This window comes from Siminovitchia fortis (assembly GCF_007681465.1).
Taxonomy (GTDB): domain Bacteria; phylum Bacillota; class Bacilli; order Bacillales; family Bacillaceae_C; genus Siminovitchia; species Siminovitchia fortis.
The window spans coordinates 13,059-27,150 of the sequence record NZ_VEKZ01000056.1; the positions used below are offsets into that span (position 1 = coordinate 13,059).

General features: G+C 44.6%; 15 protein-coding genes, 1 pseudogene and 1 riboswitch. Of the genes and pseudogenes, 14 read left to right on the forward strand and 2 right to left on the reverse strand.

Features of this window, described 5'->3' with window-relative positions; genetic code table 11:
• Positions 1 to 85: 85 nt before the first annotated feature.
• The 7 genes from FS666_RS15325 to FS666_RS15355 all read left to right on the forward strand — a co-directional run bounded on the left by FS666_RS15325 (position 86) and on the right by FS666_RS15355 (position 7,458).
• Positions 86 to 664: a fatty acid metabolism transcriptional regulator FadR gene (locus FS666_RS15325; RefSeq protein ID WP_120075427.1), complete on the forward strand. Its 579-nt coding sequence runs from the start codon at positions 86 to 88 to the stop codon at positions 662 to 664.
• A gap of 27 nt (positions 665 to 691) precedes the next feature.
• Positions 692 to 1,465 (forward strand): enoyl-CoA hydratase, encoded by a 774-nt coding sequence (locus tag FS666_RS15330; RefSeq protein WP_144463161.1) that lies wholly within the window; start codon positions 692 to 694, stop codon positions 1,463 to 1,465.
• Between the two features lie 37 nt (positions 1,466 to 1,502).
• Positions 1,503 to 2,267 (forward strand): electron transfer flavoprotein subunit beta/FixA family protein, encoded by a 765-nt coding sequence (locus tag FS666_RS15335; RefSeq protein WP_144463163.1) that lies wholly within the window; start codon positions 1,503 to 1,505, stop codon positions 2,265 to 2,267.
• A 35-nt stretch (positions 2,268 to 2,302) separates the two neighbouring features.
• The gene (locus tag FS666_RS15340; RefSeq protein WP_120075432.1) at positions 2,303 to 3,280 is read left to right on the forward strand and encodes an electron transfer flavoprotein subunit alpha/FixB family protein; all 978 of its coding nucleotides are present in this window, start codon (positions 2,303 to 2,305) and stop codon (positions 3,278 to 3,280) included.
• A gap of 122 nt (positions 3,281 to 3,402) precedes the next feature.
• Entirely contained in the window at positions 3,403 to 3,717 is a 315-nt protein-coding gene (trxA, locus tag FS666_RS15345) for a thioredoxin (RefSeq protein ID WP_120075434.1), read from the forward strand.
• 413 nt (positions 3,718 to 4,130) lie between these two features.
• Positions 4,131 to 5,903, forward strand: a complete 1,773-nt coding sequence (gene uvrC / locus FS666_RS15350) for an excinuclease ABC subunit UvrC (RefSeq protein WP_144463165.1) — start codon at positions 4,131 to 4,133, stop codon at positions 5,901 to 5,903.
• Positions 5,904 to 5,945: 42 nt separating this feature from the next.
• Positions 5,946 to 6,132: riboswitch (Lysine riboswitch) on the forward strand.
• Between the two features lie 93 nt (positions 6,133 to 6,225).
• On the forward strand, positions 6,226 to 7,458 hold the full coding sequence (locus FS666_RS15355; RefSeq protein WP_144463167.1) for an aspartate kinase: 1,233 nt from the start codon (positions 6,226 to 6,228) through the stop codon (positions 7,456 to 7,458).
• 64 nt (positions 7,459 to 7,522) lie between these two features.
• On the opposite strand, the gene FS666_RS15360 is transcribed toward FS666_RS15355, so the two are convergent.
• Positions 7,523 to 7,984, reverse strand: a complete 462-nt coding sequence (locus FS666_RS15360; protein ID WP_144463169.1) for a YslB family protein — start codon at positions 7,982 to 7,984, stop codon at positions 7,523 to 7,525.
• Between the two features lie 254 nt (positions 7,985 to 8,238).
• Here FS666_RS15360 and FS666_RS15365 point away from each other — a divergent pair, with 254 nt between their 5' ends.
• The 7 genes from FS666_RS15365 to FS666_RS15395 all read left to right on the forward strand — a co-directional run bounded on the left by FS666_RS15365 (position 8,239) and on the right by FS666_RS15395 (position 13,162).
• Positions 8,239 to 8,865 carry a succinate dehydrogenase cytochrome b558 subunit gene (locus tag FS666_RS15365; protein ID WP_120075442.1) on the forward strand — a complete coding sequence of 209 codons (627 nt, stop codon included), beginning with the start codon at positions 8,239 to 8,241 and terminating at the stop codon, positions 8,863 to 8,865.
• 68 nt (positions 8,866 to 8,933) lie between these two features.
• Entirely contained in the window at positions 8,934 to 10,694 is a 1,761-nt protein-coding gene (sdhA, locus tag FS666_RS15370; RefSeq protein WP_120075444.1) for a succinate dehydrogenase flavoprotein subunit, read from the forward strand.
• 2 nt (positions 10,695 to 10,696) lie between these two features.
• Positions 10,697 to 11,464: a succinate dehydrogenase iron-sulfur subunit gene (sdhB, locus tag FS666_RS15375; RefSeq protein ID WP_120075446.1), complete on the forward strand. Its 768-nt coding sequence runs from the start codon at positions 10,697 to 10,699 to the stop codon at positions 11,462 to 11,464.
• A gap of 90 nt (positions 11,465 to 11,554) precedes the next feature.
• The gene (locus tag FS666_RS15380; protein ID WP_144463171.1) at positions 11,555 to 12,007 is read left to right on the forward strand and encodes an acyl-CoA thioesterase; all 453 of its coding nucleotides are present in this window, start codon (positions 11,555 to 11,557) and stop codon (positions 12,005 to 12,007) included.
• A 37-nt stretch (positions 12,008 to 12,044) separates the two neighbouring features.
• The gene (locus tag FS666_RS15385; protein WP_120075449.1) at positions 12,045 to 12,257 is read left to right on the forward strand and encodes a histidine kinase; all 213 of its coding nucleotides are present in this window, start codon (positions 12,045 to 12,047) and stop codon (positions 12,255 to 12,257) included.
• A gap of 137 nt (positions 12,258 to 12,394) precedes the next feature.
• Positions 12,395 to 12,619, forward strand: coding sequence for a helix-turn-helix domain-containing protein (locus FS666_RS15390; protein WP_120075451.1), 225 nt, complete (start codon positions 12,395 to 12,397; stop codon positions 12,617 to 12,619).
• Between the two features lie 330 nt (positions 12,620 to 12,949).
• Complete coding sequence (locus tag FS666_RS15395) at positions 12,950 to 13,162, forward strand: hypothetical protein (RefSeq protein ID WP_144463173.1); 213 nt, start codon at positions 12,950 to 12,952, stop codon at positions 13,160 to 13,162.
• Between the two features lie 107 nt (positions 13,163 to 13,269).
• Here FS666_RS15395 and FS666_RS20685 read toward each other — a convergent pair.
• Positions 13,270 to 13,557 (reverse strand): annotated as a pseudogene (locus FS666_RS20685) (hypothetical protein); the annotation flags it as partial.
• Positions 13,558 to 14,092: the final 535 nt, after the last annotated feature.

Genomic DNA, 14,092 nt, shown 5'->3' on the forward strand with positions numbered 1-14,092 from the left:
ATAATTCCTTGACAGAAAATTATATTAGATTTATCATATTTTTATGAATGAGCAATCATTCATTTTGCTGCAGAAGGTGAAACTAGTGAGAAGGAATAAACCAAAGTATAAACAAATTATTGAAGCGGCCGTCGTTGTCATCGCCGAAAACGGCTACCATCAGGCACAAATTTCGAAAATAGCAAAACAGGCCGGGGTGGCAGACGGTACGATCTATCTTTATTTTAAAAATAAAGAAGATGTCCTCATTTCGGTTTTCAAGGAAAAAATGGCCATGTTTGTTCAAAAAATCAACGAAGTGATTGCAGGAAAAGAAACAGCTGCGGAGAAATTGTTCGTAATGATTGAAAGCCATTTCAAAATTTTATCCTCGGACAAAAAGCTGGCGATTGTCACCCAATTGGAATTAAGACAATCCAACAAAGATCTGCGCTTTAAAATTAATGAAGTGCTAAAAGAATATTTAAGCGTATTGGAAAGCATTCTGGAATATGGCAAAGAACGCGGCGAGTTTGCTTCAGATCTGGATATCCGGCTGGCCAGGCAAATGATTTTTGGAACAATGGATGAAACAGCGACAACCTGGGTGATGAATGAACATAAATATGACCTGGTCGCGCTCGCCCCGAAAGTACACCAACTGATTCTGAATGGATGCATGTAAAAAACTCTTAAAGGGGGCCCGATTAATATGGAGTTTCTGTCGGTTTCAAAGGAAAACAATGCTGCTTTCATTAAGATGGAGAGGCCGCCGGCCAATGCACTTTCAACGGCCGTAATCAGGGAGCTTGATCGGCAATTGGATGAACTTGAGAACGATAAAGATGTCCGGGCAATTCTTCTATTTGGCGAAGGCCGTTTCTTTTCCGCTGGAGCGGATATAAAGGAATTTACAGAAGTCCCAAACGGTGAGGCGTTTACCGAACTGGCCGCGGACGGCCAAAGGGTTTTTGAAAAAATTGAATCGTTCCCGAAGCCGGTTATCGCTGCTATCCATGGAGCAGCGCTTGGAGGCGGGCTTGAGCTGGCAATGGCCTGCCACATCCGGCTAGTGAGCGACAATGCGAAGCTTGGGCTTCCTGAACTGCAGCTTGGGCTGATACCCGGTTTTGGCGGAACGCAGCGTCTGCCGCGGTATGTAGGGGCAGCCAAGGCGGCGGAAATGCTTTTTACAAGCAAACCGCTCACAGGCAAAGAAGCGGTGCAATGGGGCTTGGCCAACCAAAGCTATCCGGAGGAAGATCTGTTGAACGAAGCGAAGGAAATGGTTCTGTCAATCGCCAAGAAGAGTCCGGCCTCTCTGAAGGCTGCCATCGAGCTTCTCCAGTACGGAAAGGACGGGCGCTTTTATGAAGGAGTCAAGCTGGAAGCGAAAAAGTTTGGCGAAGTCTTCACTACGAAGGACGGACAGGAAGGAATCCGGGCTTTTATTGAAAAGAGAGAGCCGAATTTTTCTGGAGAGTAATAGCATTATAAGTTTCATATTTTAGGAGGTTCGATCAATGAATATTTTCGTACTGATGAAAAGAACATTCGACACAGAAGAGAAAATTTCCATTTCAAACGGCCGGATTGAAGAAGACGGGGCAGAATTCATCATCAATCCCTATGATGAATATGCGATCGAGGAAGCCATCCGCGTTCGCGATGAGCATGGGGGAGAGGTGACTGTCGTTACTGTCGGCGAGGAAGATGCCGAAAAGCAGATTAGGACTGCATTGGCAATGGGCGCCGATAAAGCGGCGCTGATTGATGTTGAAGACGATTTGGACGATTATGATGAGTTTTCAGCGGCTGCCATTCTGGCGGAATACCTTAAAGATAAAGAGCCGGATCTGATATTGGCAGGAAATGTTGCCATTGACGGCGGTTCAGGACAGGTCGGTCCGCGTGTTGCAGATATTTTGGATATCCCCTATGTAACGACAATCACCAAACTTGAAATCGAAGGTGAAACAGTCAAAATCGTCCGTGATGTTGAAGGTGATTCCGAGATCATTGAAACATCCCTTCCATTGCTCGTCACTGCCCAGCAAGGATTGAATGATCCGCGTTATCCATCCCTGCCGGGAATCATGAAGGCAAAGAAAAAGCCTCTGGAAGAATTGGAATTGGATGATTTGGACCTTGATGAAGATGATGTCGAGCCCAAGACGAAAACGGTTGAAATATTCCTTCCTCCGGAAAAAGAGGCGGGCCGGATTTTGGAGGGCGAATTGGAGGACCAGGTAAAAGAACTTGCAGGCTTGCTCAGTAAAGTAATCTAACATCCCATTTACAGAGAAACAGGAGGTTTGAAGCAATGGCAAAAAAAGTATTGGTACTCGGTGAACTCCGGGATGGCAGCTTAAGGAATGTTTCTTTTGAAGCGATTGCGGCAGGAAAGAAAATAGCTGAAGGCGGAGAAGTGGCCGCTGTTCTGATCGGCGATTCAGTGAAAGATAAAGCGGAAGAGATGATCCATTACGGAGCGGACCGCGTCATCACAGTGGAAGACGAACAGTTAAAGCACTATACTTCAGACGGTTTTTCACAGGCGTTCATGGCAGTAGTTAATGAAGAAAACCCGGACGGCATCGTCTTTGGGCATACAGCCCTTGGAAAAGATCTGTCCCCAAAGATTGCCAGCAAATTGAACACAGGACTTGTTTCCGATGTCACGGCCATTGAAGAAGGCGATGACGGCATCGTGTTTATCCGTCCGATTTATTCGGGGAAAGCATTTGAGAAGCAGGTCATTACCGAAGGCATTACATTTTTTACGATCCGTCCAAACAACATTGATCCATTGGAGAAGGATGAATCAAGGAGCGGCGAAGTGACATCAGTTTCAGCTGAGATAAAAGACTTGCGGACCATTATTAAAGAGGTCATCACGAAAGCGAGCGAAGGTGTGGACTTATCAGAGGCAAAAATCATCGTTGCGGGCGGCCGAGGCGTAAAAAGCGCTGAAGGATTTAAGCCTTTGCAGGAGCTTGCAGACGTTCTTGGAGCCGCGGTAGGAGCTTCGCGCGGTGCGTGTGACGCTGATTACTGCGACTATTCCCTTCAAATCGGGCAAACCGGAAAAGTGGTTACGCCGGATCTTTACATCGCATGTGGAATATCGGGAGCCATTCAGCATATGGCCGGAATGTCTAATTCCAAAGTGATTGTCGCCATCAACAAAGATCCGGAAGCGAACATTTTTAATGTAGCCGACTATGGCATTGTCGGAGACCTCTTTGAAGTGGTGCCATTATTGACAGAAGAGTTCCGGAAAATGAAAGCCTCCTCCTAGGAAATGCGGCGTGTAAACAATTCTGCCTAGGGTATATTAAGGTATAGGCAAATTGTTAGCGCGTATGAAAGCCTGATGATATACTTGCCTTAGCTTCGGATAGTATATTAGGAGGTAAAAAAATGGCTATTATTAATGCAACAGACGAAAATTTCAAAGCTGAGACTGGCGAAGGAGTCGTTCTTGTAGATTTTTGGGCACCTTGGTGCGGTCCATGTAAAATGATTGCTCCAGTTCTTGAAGAATTGGACGGCGATCTTGGAGATAAAGCAAAAATCGTAAAAGTGAACGTTGATGAAAACCAAGATACAGCCAGCCAGTTCGGAGTCATGAGCATTCCGACCTTGCTTGTAATGAAAGACGGCGAAGTTGTTGATAAAACTGTAGGTTTTCAGCCAAAAGAAGCATTGGCAGATTTAGTAAACAAACATCTGTAAGATGTTCAGGAATCCGAGCGGGCAGCTCGGATTTTTTTTGAAGGTAATTTAAAAGAATCTTTTCTTTGTCCAGCTTCAGCGCCCAGCGACTGGCAAACTTCGCCATCCTTTCCTCGAAAAAGCTTCGCTTTTTCTGCGTGGATGTTTATTCGAGGAAGTAAGCTCAGAGCACTACGATAAGTCAACATCGGCTCGTACCTCGCCGTGTTTCCTTTATCTCATTGCGGAGGGCTCCAGTGTCTAGCTTCAGACGGCAGGGGCTCGAGGTCGCTTCGGTCAATCCAATGAAGTCAAAGAACGACTTCACTGGATTGCCCTCCAGCGCTTGTCGCCCCTAAACAGCCGTCCTCCGCTTTTCCGTTTGTACGTCGCTAAACGGGCGCTTGCGCATTTCAGAATGGGAGGTCACTTCCTTGAATCAAATGATAAAAAATAAACTGGAAATCCTGCCTGACCATCCCGGATGTTATTTGATGAAAGACAGGCAGGGTACCATCATTTATGTGGGAAAGGCGAAGAAGTTAAAAAATCGGGTTCGGTCTTATTTTACGGGGTCCCATGATACGAAGACGCAGCGGCTTGTGTCTGAAATACAGGACTTTGAATATATTGTGACTTCTTCCAATGTTGAAGCACTTATTTTAGAAATGAATTTGATTAAAAAACATTCTCCGAAGTATAACGTCCTGCTCAAAGACGATAAGAGCTATCCTTATATAAAATTGACGCATGAACGCCACCCAAGGTTGATCATCACAAGAAAAGTGAAGAAAGACAAAGCGAAATATTTCGGGCCCTACCCGAATGCCCAGGCGGCCCATGAAACGAAAAAACTGCTCGACCGGCTTTACCCTTTACGAAAATGCCAGTCGCTTCCTGACAGGGTCTGCTTATATTATCACCTTGGCCAATGCCTTGCGCCTTGTGTCAACGAAGTGGAACAGGAAACGTACAAGCAGATAACAGATGAAATTTCCCGTTTTTTAAACGGGGGGTATAAGACGATCAAAAAAGAACTGCAGCAAAAAATGGTCGAAGCCGCCGATCAGCTTGACTTTGAACGGGCGAAGGAATATCGGGACCAAATCAGCAACATTGAAACGACGATGGAAAAACAGACGATCATTTCTTCCGATTTTATCGATCGGGATGTGTTTGGATACGCAATCGATAAAGGGTGGATGTGTGTTCAGGTGTTTTTTATCCGTCAGGGAAAATTGATCGAACGGGATGTATCTTTGTTCCCGGTATACGGTGATCAGGAAGAAGAGTTTCTTACGTTTTTAGGACAATTTTACCTCCAGCCCCAGCATTTCAAGCCAAGGGAGATCCTTTTACCCGATTCCGTTGACGCATCCATGGCGGAGCAGTTGGTTCAGACAAAAATCCTCATACCGAAAAGGGGACAAAAGAAGGATCTTGTCCAGTTGGCTGAAAAAAATGCAAAGGTTTCCCTGCATGATAAATTCGCCCTGATCGAAAGGGACGAAGAGAGAACAATCCGAGCTGTCGAGAAGCTTGGGGAAGCGATGGGCATCTATACGCCGTACCGGATTGAAGCATTTGACAATTCCAATATCCAGGGGGCCGACCCGGTATCGGCCATGGTTGTCTTTATAAATGGAAAGCCAGACAAGAAGGAATACCGGAAATATAAAATCAAGACGGTGGAAGGGCCGGATGATTACGAATCTATGAGAGAGGTTGTCAGGAGAAGGTATTCACGGGTGCTGAAAGAGGGCCTGCCGTTGCCTGACCTCATCTTGATTGATGGAGGAAAGGGCCAGATTGAAGCGGCAAAAGACATATTGGAGGATGAGCTTGGCTTGGACATTCCGGTGGCGGGATTGGCAAAAGATGAAAAACATAAAACATCCCAGCTTTTGTTCGGCGATCCGCTGGCTGCCGTTCCGCTGGAAAGGAACAGCCAAGAATTTTATCTGATGCAAAGGATTCAGGATGAGGTTCACCGGTTTGCCATTACGTTTCACCGCCAATTGAGGGGGAAATCGGCATTTCAGTCCATCCTGGATGAAGTGCCCGGCATCGGCCCGGCAAGGAAGCAAAAGCTTCTTAAGCACTTTGGCTCATTGAAGAAAATGAAAGAAGCAGACCTGGACGAAATAACCGGGTTGGGCATTCCGCTGCCTATCGCAGCCAGTTTGATGGAAAAATTGAAAGAATAGTTGAATATGGAAAGTCCTCGTGCTATAATGAGGCGAAATCAATAAGTTGATAGAGGCGCAAACCTTAAAGAGTAGTAACCCGGAGAAGCATGGGCTTTGAGGAAGGGTTATGAAAGGGAAGGATTGCCGAAGTGAAAATAAGCCCCATGATTATTTTTGCTGGTTCTGTTATTGAATAAATGCAGAATTGTCAGTATGAAGTGATTCATACTGGAGGGCTATCTCATGTTGTGGCTTTTTCACTTTTATTTTAACTGTGACTCACAAGCAATGAGAGAAGACTCTCATTGCTTTTTTTATTACTAACGAAAGAAGGTAGATTATGGGTACCATCGTCATCAAATTCGGAGGCTCGTCGCTTAGCACAACGGATAAAATCAAAAATGCCGCGAAAAGGATCATCGCGGAAAAGGAAAATGGTAAAAGTGTCGTGGCTGTCGTTTCGGCAATGGGGAAGACGACTGACCAGCTATTGACCTTGGCCGGCGAGATTACGGACCACCCCGCAAAGCGTGAAATGGACATGCTGCTTGCGACCGGGGAACAGGTATCGATTTCATTATTGTCGATGGCTTTGACAGAAATGGGAGCCGAAGCTGTTTCATTGACCGGCTGGCAGGCAGGGATCATCACGGAGAAAGTGCATAATAATGCGAGAATCGTCGATGTTAAGACGGATCATTTAGAGGCGATTTTACAAGAAGGAAAAATTATCGTAGCGGCCGGTTTCCAAGGTGTGACGGAAGACGGAGAAATCACAACGCTTGGAAGAGGAGGATCGGATACGACTGCGGTAGCCCTTGCGGCTGCGCTCAAAGCCGAACGCTGCTCCATCTGCACTGATGTAACCGGAGTCTTTACATCTGACCCCCGCTACGTTACAGAGGCCCGCAAGCTGGCATCAATTGGTTATGATGAAATGCTCGAGCTTGCCAATCTTGGCGCTGGAGTTCTGCACCCTCGTGCCGTTGAGTTTGCAAAAAATCATTCCGTATCATTAGAAGTAAGGTCCAGCATCGAAAATGAAGAAGGTACAGTAATTGAGGAGGAAGCTTCCATGGAAAAAAACTTGATTGTACGCGGTGTTGCATTTGAAGACAATATTACAAGAATGACAGTATTTGGTTTGAAAGATGAAATAACGGGACTTCCGTCCGTATTCTCTACCTTGGCTGCCGATCAGATTGATGTGGATATCATTATTCAAAGCCAAACAGACAGTGAGGCGAACCTGTCATTTTCAATCAAGGATAAAGACCGGCAGGAAGCGATTGATGTGTTGGAAAAGGAAAAAGAGGCAATCGGATTTGATCATATCGAATGTGAGACCGGCCTTTCCAAGGTATCCATCGTCGGGTCGGGAATGGTTTCAAACCCGGGTGTGGCAGCGAAAATGTTTGCCGTATTGGCTGAAAACGGAATCCAATCCAAAATGGTCAGCACATCCGAAATCAAAGTGTCAGTACTGGTTGATGCCGATAAAATGAAGCCGGCCGCCCAGCATCTGCATGATGCCTTTGAACTTGGTGCACTTGAAGAAGCAGCCTCAAAATAAAAAAAAGCCTGCCCTGTTCTTGGTGGCAGGCTCTGCTTATGCAGCGATACATATTCAGGGATTTCTAATCTGTCAGGATTGCTTTGTGATCCCAGCGGACAACAAGCGTCACTTTGCCGTGTTTTTTGTTGATTTCCTCGAAAGCTTCAGCTGCAGCTTGTTTCATGGACTGCACCTGTTCGGCAAGAAACCCGGCTTCGAGACGGAAGCAGGGGTCTGACCCCATCACAAGCCGTCTTTCGACAATGTCGCCGCTTAATTCCAGAAGGAATTCGTTTTTCTTTTCGTGGACTATATGCAGATGTCCCCAGCCGGCTTCCCTGAAGAACTCTATGGCTTCATCCAGTGACAGAAGCGGAAACTTCCGGGCGATATGTTTTCCCGCCCAATAGGAAATTTCATGGGTATCGCCGCCGAGCAGCTCCGGGATGAGTACGTCTCTTAACAATTCATAAGCAAAGACAGGCACCGCTGCCGGCTCTTCATTTTTCAAAGGAGGGTGTTCATGCTTGGATAATGGTCTCACGGCTATTCCTCACTTTCAATAATGAGTATATTATAAACGAAAATGGTGTTTAATTGGAAAGGAAACCTATTATGAATTGGATTCTTTATTCAGTATAGAATAAATTAAGAATCCCTTGTCTTGACGAGCCCGTATGAGGGGAGTAGAATGAAATATGGTCACAACTTTGTTACAAACATTTATGTTGTTCGACATGCCCAATCGGACAAAAACTGTCAAAGGAGCAGACGCTTAACTACTAAGGGGGGTAAATCGTGGCAGGAAAAAATGAGTTTTATTGGCGCAGGCTGCACTCTTTACTTGGAGTCATTCCGGTAGGGGTCTTTTTAGTGCAGCACTTGATCATCAACCATTTCGCTACGCTTGGCGAAGAGGCGTACAACAACGCAGCAGGATTTGTCGGAAATCTTCCTTTCGTCATCATCCTGGAATTTGTTGTCATCTACATACCTTTATTATTTCATGCCGTACTGGGGATCTATATCGCATTCACGGCGGATAATAATCCGGTCAGACTGAACTTTTTCCGTAACTGGATGTTCACCTTGCAGCGAATAACAGGAATTATCTTATTGTTCTTTATTGCTTGGCACGTATGGGAAACGCGTATCCAAAAAGCGCTTGGTGCGGAAGTGGACTTCCAGATGATGGCGGATATCCTGACTAACCCGATCATGCTGATCATTTATATCATTGGAATCATGTCTGCTACATTCCACTTGGCAAATGGCCTATGGGGATTCCTTGTAAAATGGGGCATTACACAGTCACCAAGATCCCAATATATCTCTTCTTGGGTAATGGGAATCTTCTTTGTGATTCTTTCTATTGTCGGAATTCGTGCCGCTCTTGCTTTTGCCTATCCAGAGTGGTTCGTATGATGGGCCCAAGATGACTTTGTTGCGGGAAAACGATACAATTAGAAGTAGAAAAGGAGTGTAACCTCACGATGAGCAAGGGCAAAATTATTGTCGTCGGCGGTGGATTAGCCGGCCTGATGGCAACTATCAAAATTGCAGAAGAAGGAAATTCAGTAGATCTTTTCTCCCTTGTACCTGTAAAGAGATCCCACTCTGTATGTGCGCAGGGCGGCATTAATGGAGCGGTTAACACAAAGGGTGAAGGCGACTCGCCTATGATCCATTTTGACGATACAGTTTACGGAGGAGACTTTTTAGCCAACCAGCCGCCTGTAAAGGCGATGTGCGAGGCAGCTCCTTCTATTATCAATCTTCTGGACAGAATGGGTGTCATGTTCAACAGGACACCGGAAGGCTTGCTTGATTTCCGGCGTTTCGGCGGTACCCAGCACCATCGTACAGCATTTGCGGGTGCCACAACAGGCCAGCAGCTATTATATGCACTGGACGAGCAAGTGCGCCGCCATGAAGTGGCAGGGCTTGTCACCAAGTATGAAGGCTGGGATTTTTTGGGGATCATTCAGGATGACAACGGAGTTTGCCAAGGGATTGTAGCCCAAAACCTGAATACAATGGAAATCCAATCATTCCCTGCAGACGCTGTGATCATGGCGACCGGCGGACCTGGTATCATCTTCGGCAAGTCGACTAACTCTGTCATCAATACCGGATCAGCAGCTTCCATCGTCTACCAGCAAGGTGCAACGTACGCGAATGGTGAATTCATTCAGATTCACCCGACTGCCATTCCTGGCGATGACAAGCTTCGCCTGATGAGTGAGTCAGCGCGTGGTGAAGGCGGACGCGTTTGGACATATAAGGACGGAAAACCTTGGTACTTCCTTGAAGAAAAATATCCGGCATACGGAAACCTTGTACCGCGTGACATTGCCACTCGGGAAATTTTCCATGTCTGCGTAGATATGAAACTTGGCATTAACGGTGAAAACATGGTTTATCTCGATCTTTCCCATAAAGATCCAAAAGAACTGGATATCAAGCTTGGCGGAATCATCGAGATCTATGAGAAGTTTACCGGAGATGACCCTCGTAAAGTACCAATGAAAATCTTCCCGGCAGTCCATTACTCAATGGGCGGTTTGTGGGTTGACTATGAACAGCATACAAATATCGAAGGTTTGTTCGCAGCCGGTGAATGTGATTATTCGCAGCACGGTGCAAACCGCTTAGGAGCAAACTCCCTGCTTTCTGCCATATATGGCGGAATGGTAGCGGGCCCTGAAGCTGTCAAATATGTAAATGGCCTTGAAAAGAGTGTTGAAGATCTTCCTTCATCACTATTTGATTCGGCTGTTAAAAAAGAAGAGGAAAAATGGGCGGACATCACATCACTTGATGGAACTGAAAATGCTTATGTGCTCCATAAAGAACTTGGCGAATGGATGACAGACAACGTAACAGTTGTTCGCGACAATAAAAACCTGAAAGCAACAGATGATAAAATCCTTGAGTTGATGGACCGCTGGAAAAACATTAACATCAACGATACAGCAAGCTGGAGCAATCAAGGGGCCATGTTTACAAGACAATTGTGGAACATGATGCAGCTTGCGCGTGTCATCACCATCGGTGCATTGAACCGTAATGAAAGCCGCGGTGCCCACTATAAACCTGAATTCCCTGACCGGAATGATGAGGAATGGCTGAAAACAACCATGGCTAATTTCAACCCTTCCAAAAACCAGCCGGAATTCAGCTACGAGGACGTGGATGTATCCCTTATTAAGCCTCGTAAAAGGGACTATACTAAAAAGAAAGAGGAGAAATAAGGATGAGCGAAAACAGAACTGTCACCTTCATTATCACTCGACAAGATCATCCTGATTCCCATCCATATGAAGAAGAATTCAAACTGGATTACCGTCCGAATATGAACGTCATTTCGGCGTTGATGGAAATTCGCCGTAATCCCGTAAACGCCAAAGGGGAAAAAACTACACCGGTCGCATGGGATATGAACTGTCTTGAAGAGGTATGCGGAGCATGCTCTATGAAAATCAACGGCAAGCCGCGCCAATCCTGTACGGCTTTGATTGACAAGCTTGAACAGCCGATCCGCTTGCAGCCAATGGATACCTTCCCGGTTGTCCGCGACTTGATCGTCGACAGAAGCAGAATGTTTGATTCCTTGAAGCGGATCAAAGCCTGGATTCCAATTGACGGTACGTATGATCTTGGACCTGGCCCGCGCATGCCAGAAAGAAAACGCCAATGGGCCTATGAACTATCCAAATGCATGACATGCGGCGTATGCCTGGAAGCATGCCCGAATGTCAACAGCAAATCCGATTTCATCGGACCTGCATTCCTTTCACTGCCTCGCCTGTATAACGCGCATCCAACCGGGGCTATGAACAAAGACGAGCGTCTCGAGGCACTGATGGACGATGGAGGAATCACAGGCTGCGGAAACTCCCAAAACTGTGTTCAAGTTTGTCCGAAGGGAATCCCGTTAACAACGTCGATTGCTGCGATGAACCGTGCTACAAGCATACAAATGTTTAAAAAGTTCTTCGGAAGCGACCATATGGTGGATTAATCGTATATTCACCTTGCTTGTTCACACAATGAAACAGCAGCTGTCCACATTGAGGCAGCTGCTGTTTTTTATTAAAGGAGGAAGATGGGTATGTCCCGAATTTCATACATAGAAAGCCTCGAAGAATGGAAAAATGAATTTTCTTTTTATCAAGAAGTGAAAGTGCGTTTTTCAGAAACCGATATGTTTGGGCACCTGAATAACACTGTGCCGCTGGTCTATTTTGAACAAGTTCGTATCGCTTTTTTTAAGAAAACCGGATTAATGCAGAAATGGCTGGATTCCTCTCAGGAAACGATTCCTGTGGTGGCAGATCTGCAATGCGATTTCCTGTCGCAGGTTTATTTTGACGAGCTGCTGAAGATTTATGTAAAGGTAAACAAAATGGGGACCTCTTCGATAGATCTCCATTACATGGGAACGCGGGCGGACGGTTCACTTTGCTTTACAGGGAGGGGAACGATCGTCCAAGTTTCCAAATCAAGCGGGAAAAGTGTTCCATGGTCGGAAGAATTCAAAGAGCGGCTGATGTCGAAAGTTTGAAACCCCAAATATAATTTTTAAAAAAGGAAGTTGAAATGTGAAAAGACTCGTACTGTTCCCTTTGCCGATTGCCATTATCGTGTATTTGATGGCAAATGGGTGGCTGAATAAATATTATACAGATATCGAACCGAATATCCGGACATACATTGCCATTGGTGCTGCCCTTGTTTCGGGGGTCATTTCTTATTTCCTGTTCAAGGATGATTCAGACAAGTTTAATTCGGCTGATGACAGCCGTAAAAAATGAAGTCAATGATTGCCTATTTATCGTTTTCTTGCCATTCCCATGTCACTCCCATTATTTGATTCACATATGATGGTGATGACAAAGTTAATACCCATCCCCACGGTTGAAGCTGGCGAAGGCAAGGAGGGTTACAATAGTTGAAGGAGAACGAATTCACTCATAAACCGCTGCTCACGAAAAGAGAAAAAGAAGTATTTGAGCTATTAGTTCAGGATAAAACCACAAAGGAAATCGCGAACGAACTGTTCATTAGCGAGAAGACGGTTCGCAATCATATATCCAACGCCATGCAAAAGCTCGGAGTCAAGGGGCGTTCTCAAGCTGTCGTCGAACTACTGCGCATGGGAGAACTAAAGCTTTAACAACCAAAACCGGCTGTCCGTATGGGGGCCGGTTTTGTTATAAAGTTCACACAGTATTATAGCGTAATGTAAAGCTGAAATGCGGCTAATATTTACGGGGGCCTTATTAAAAAAAGTCTCTCCAAGAGTCAGCTTGTTCAAATGGTGTGGAATGGATCATCCTAAGATATGTGAGGTCTCTAGGAAGGTCTATTTGTTGTCTTTATGATGAAGTTCCATAATCAGAGCATTAATCTAGTAAATGTTCATTATTTGAAAGCCAGTTTGGTAGAAAGAGCTGTTGCAGTACAAAGGGTTTTCTGTGAAAAAAGGCGAGGGGGAGGGGTCAAGGTGCTTGTACCAAAAAGCACCACATATTTTGAACGGCGAGATAAAGAGGTACAGCTTAAATTTGCAACCAGGGAGGAAAAAGAGAAAATCGAAAAAAAGGTAATTCTGACGTATACACGTACCTATTTTGATATTGGTCATGTATTTGAAGTGTCTCAGACCAACGCGCGACAGCAAAAGATTTACCGGATATTTTTCTTAACCGGTGGCTAGGAGGTTCTGTAGAAAATAATAGATAAATGTATAAAGCGCTTGAAAAAGTGGCTGCAAAGAAGAATGGAATCAAAATTGTGGAATCATATGGGGAACTGGCAAAGGTGTTAGTTATACGTTACGGAATGAAGTTGCATTAAACCCACGTAGCAGTGAACTGAAGTATGTAAAAAAACTGGCTCATGAGCTGGTACATGCCGTACTGTACACAGGTAATTTTTTGCGTAATCAATTACATAAACAATAGTTAGAAACCACAATACTGCGAGCAAAGTAAGGATTGATGTCAGCACAATCAATTGCTGAATTAAATTTTCGTACAAATTGATAAATTGAAGCATTACAGTTATATAAACCAAAACAGTCTTTGGATTAAGAACACTACTTAGTAATTGAACAAAATTCACCCGTTTGCTTAATTAAAATAAGCGAACGGGTGTTTCTTTGAAGGGAGAATAACTTGAGTATTTGCTATAATATTTATAAGAATTTTACAAACAATATAAACAGAACTACCATTAACTCTAGTGTATAATCTTTTTATACTAACAAACTAACTTTAATAAGGGGTCTGGGATTGTAGGTTTAGCTCTTAAATCACATGCAATTTAGTAAGGAGTTAATGAAAAATCTCTACTATTCTTACCTCCATACATACAAATTCTCTTTTACTACCGAAAACGCAAGCAATTTAGAATTGGACAAGAAATTTACTGTAGCAATTCCACAGGAATGGTTTTCACTCAATTACATGAGAAAAATGTATAATGTGGGACAATTAGAGGAATTGAAAAGCTTAGGCATTAATTCTACATACTTACCAGGAGATTTAAAGAATCCATACCTTCGCGGAATAAACCATAGAACAGGCTGTATTTCGCAAGTGAAAAGTGAACCATTTCGCAACTTAATTTTGAACCACTGATGCTG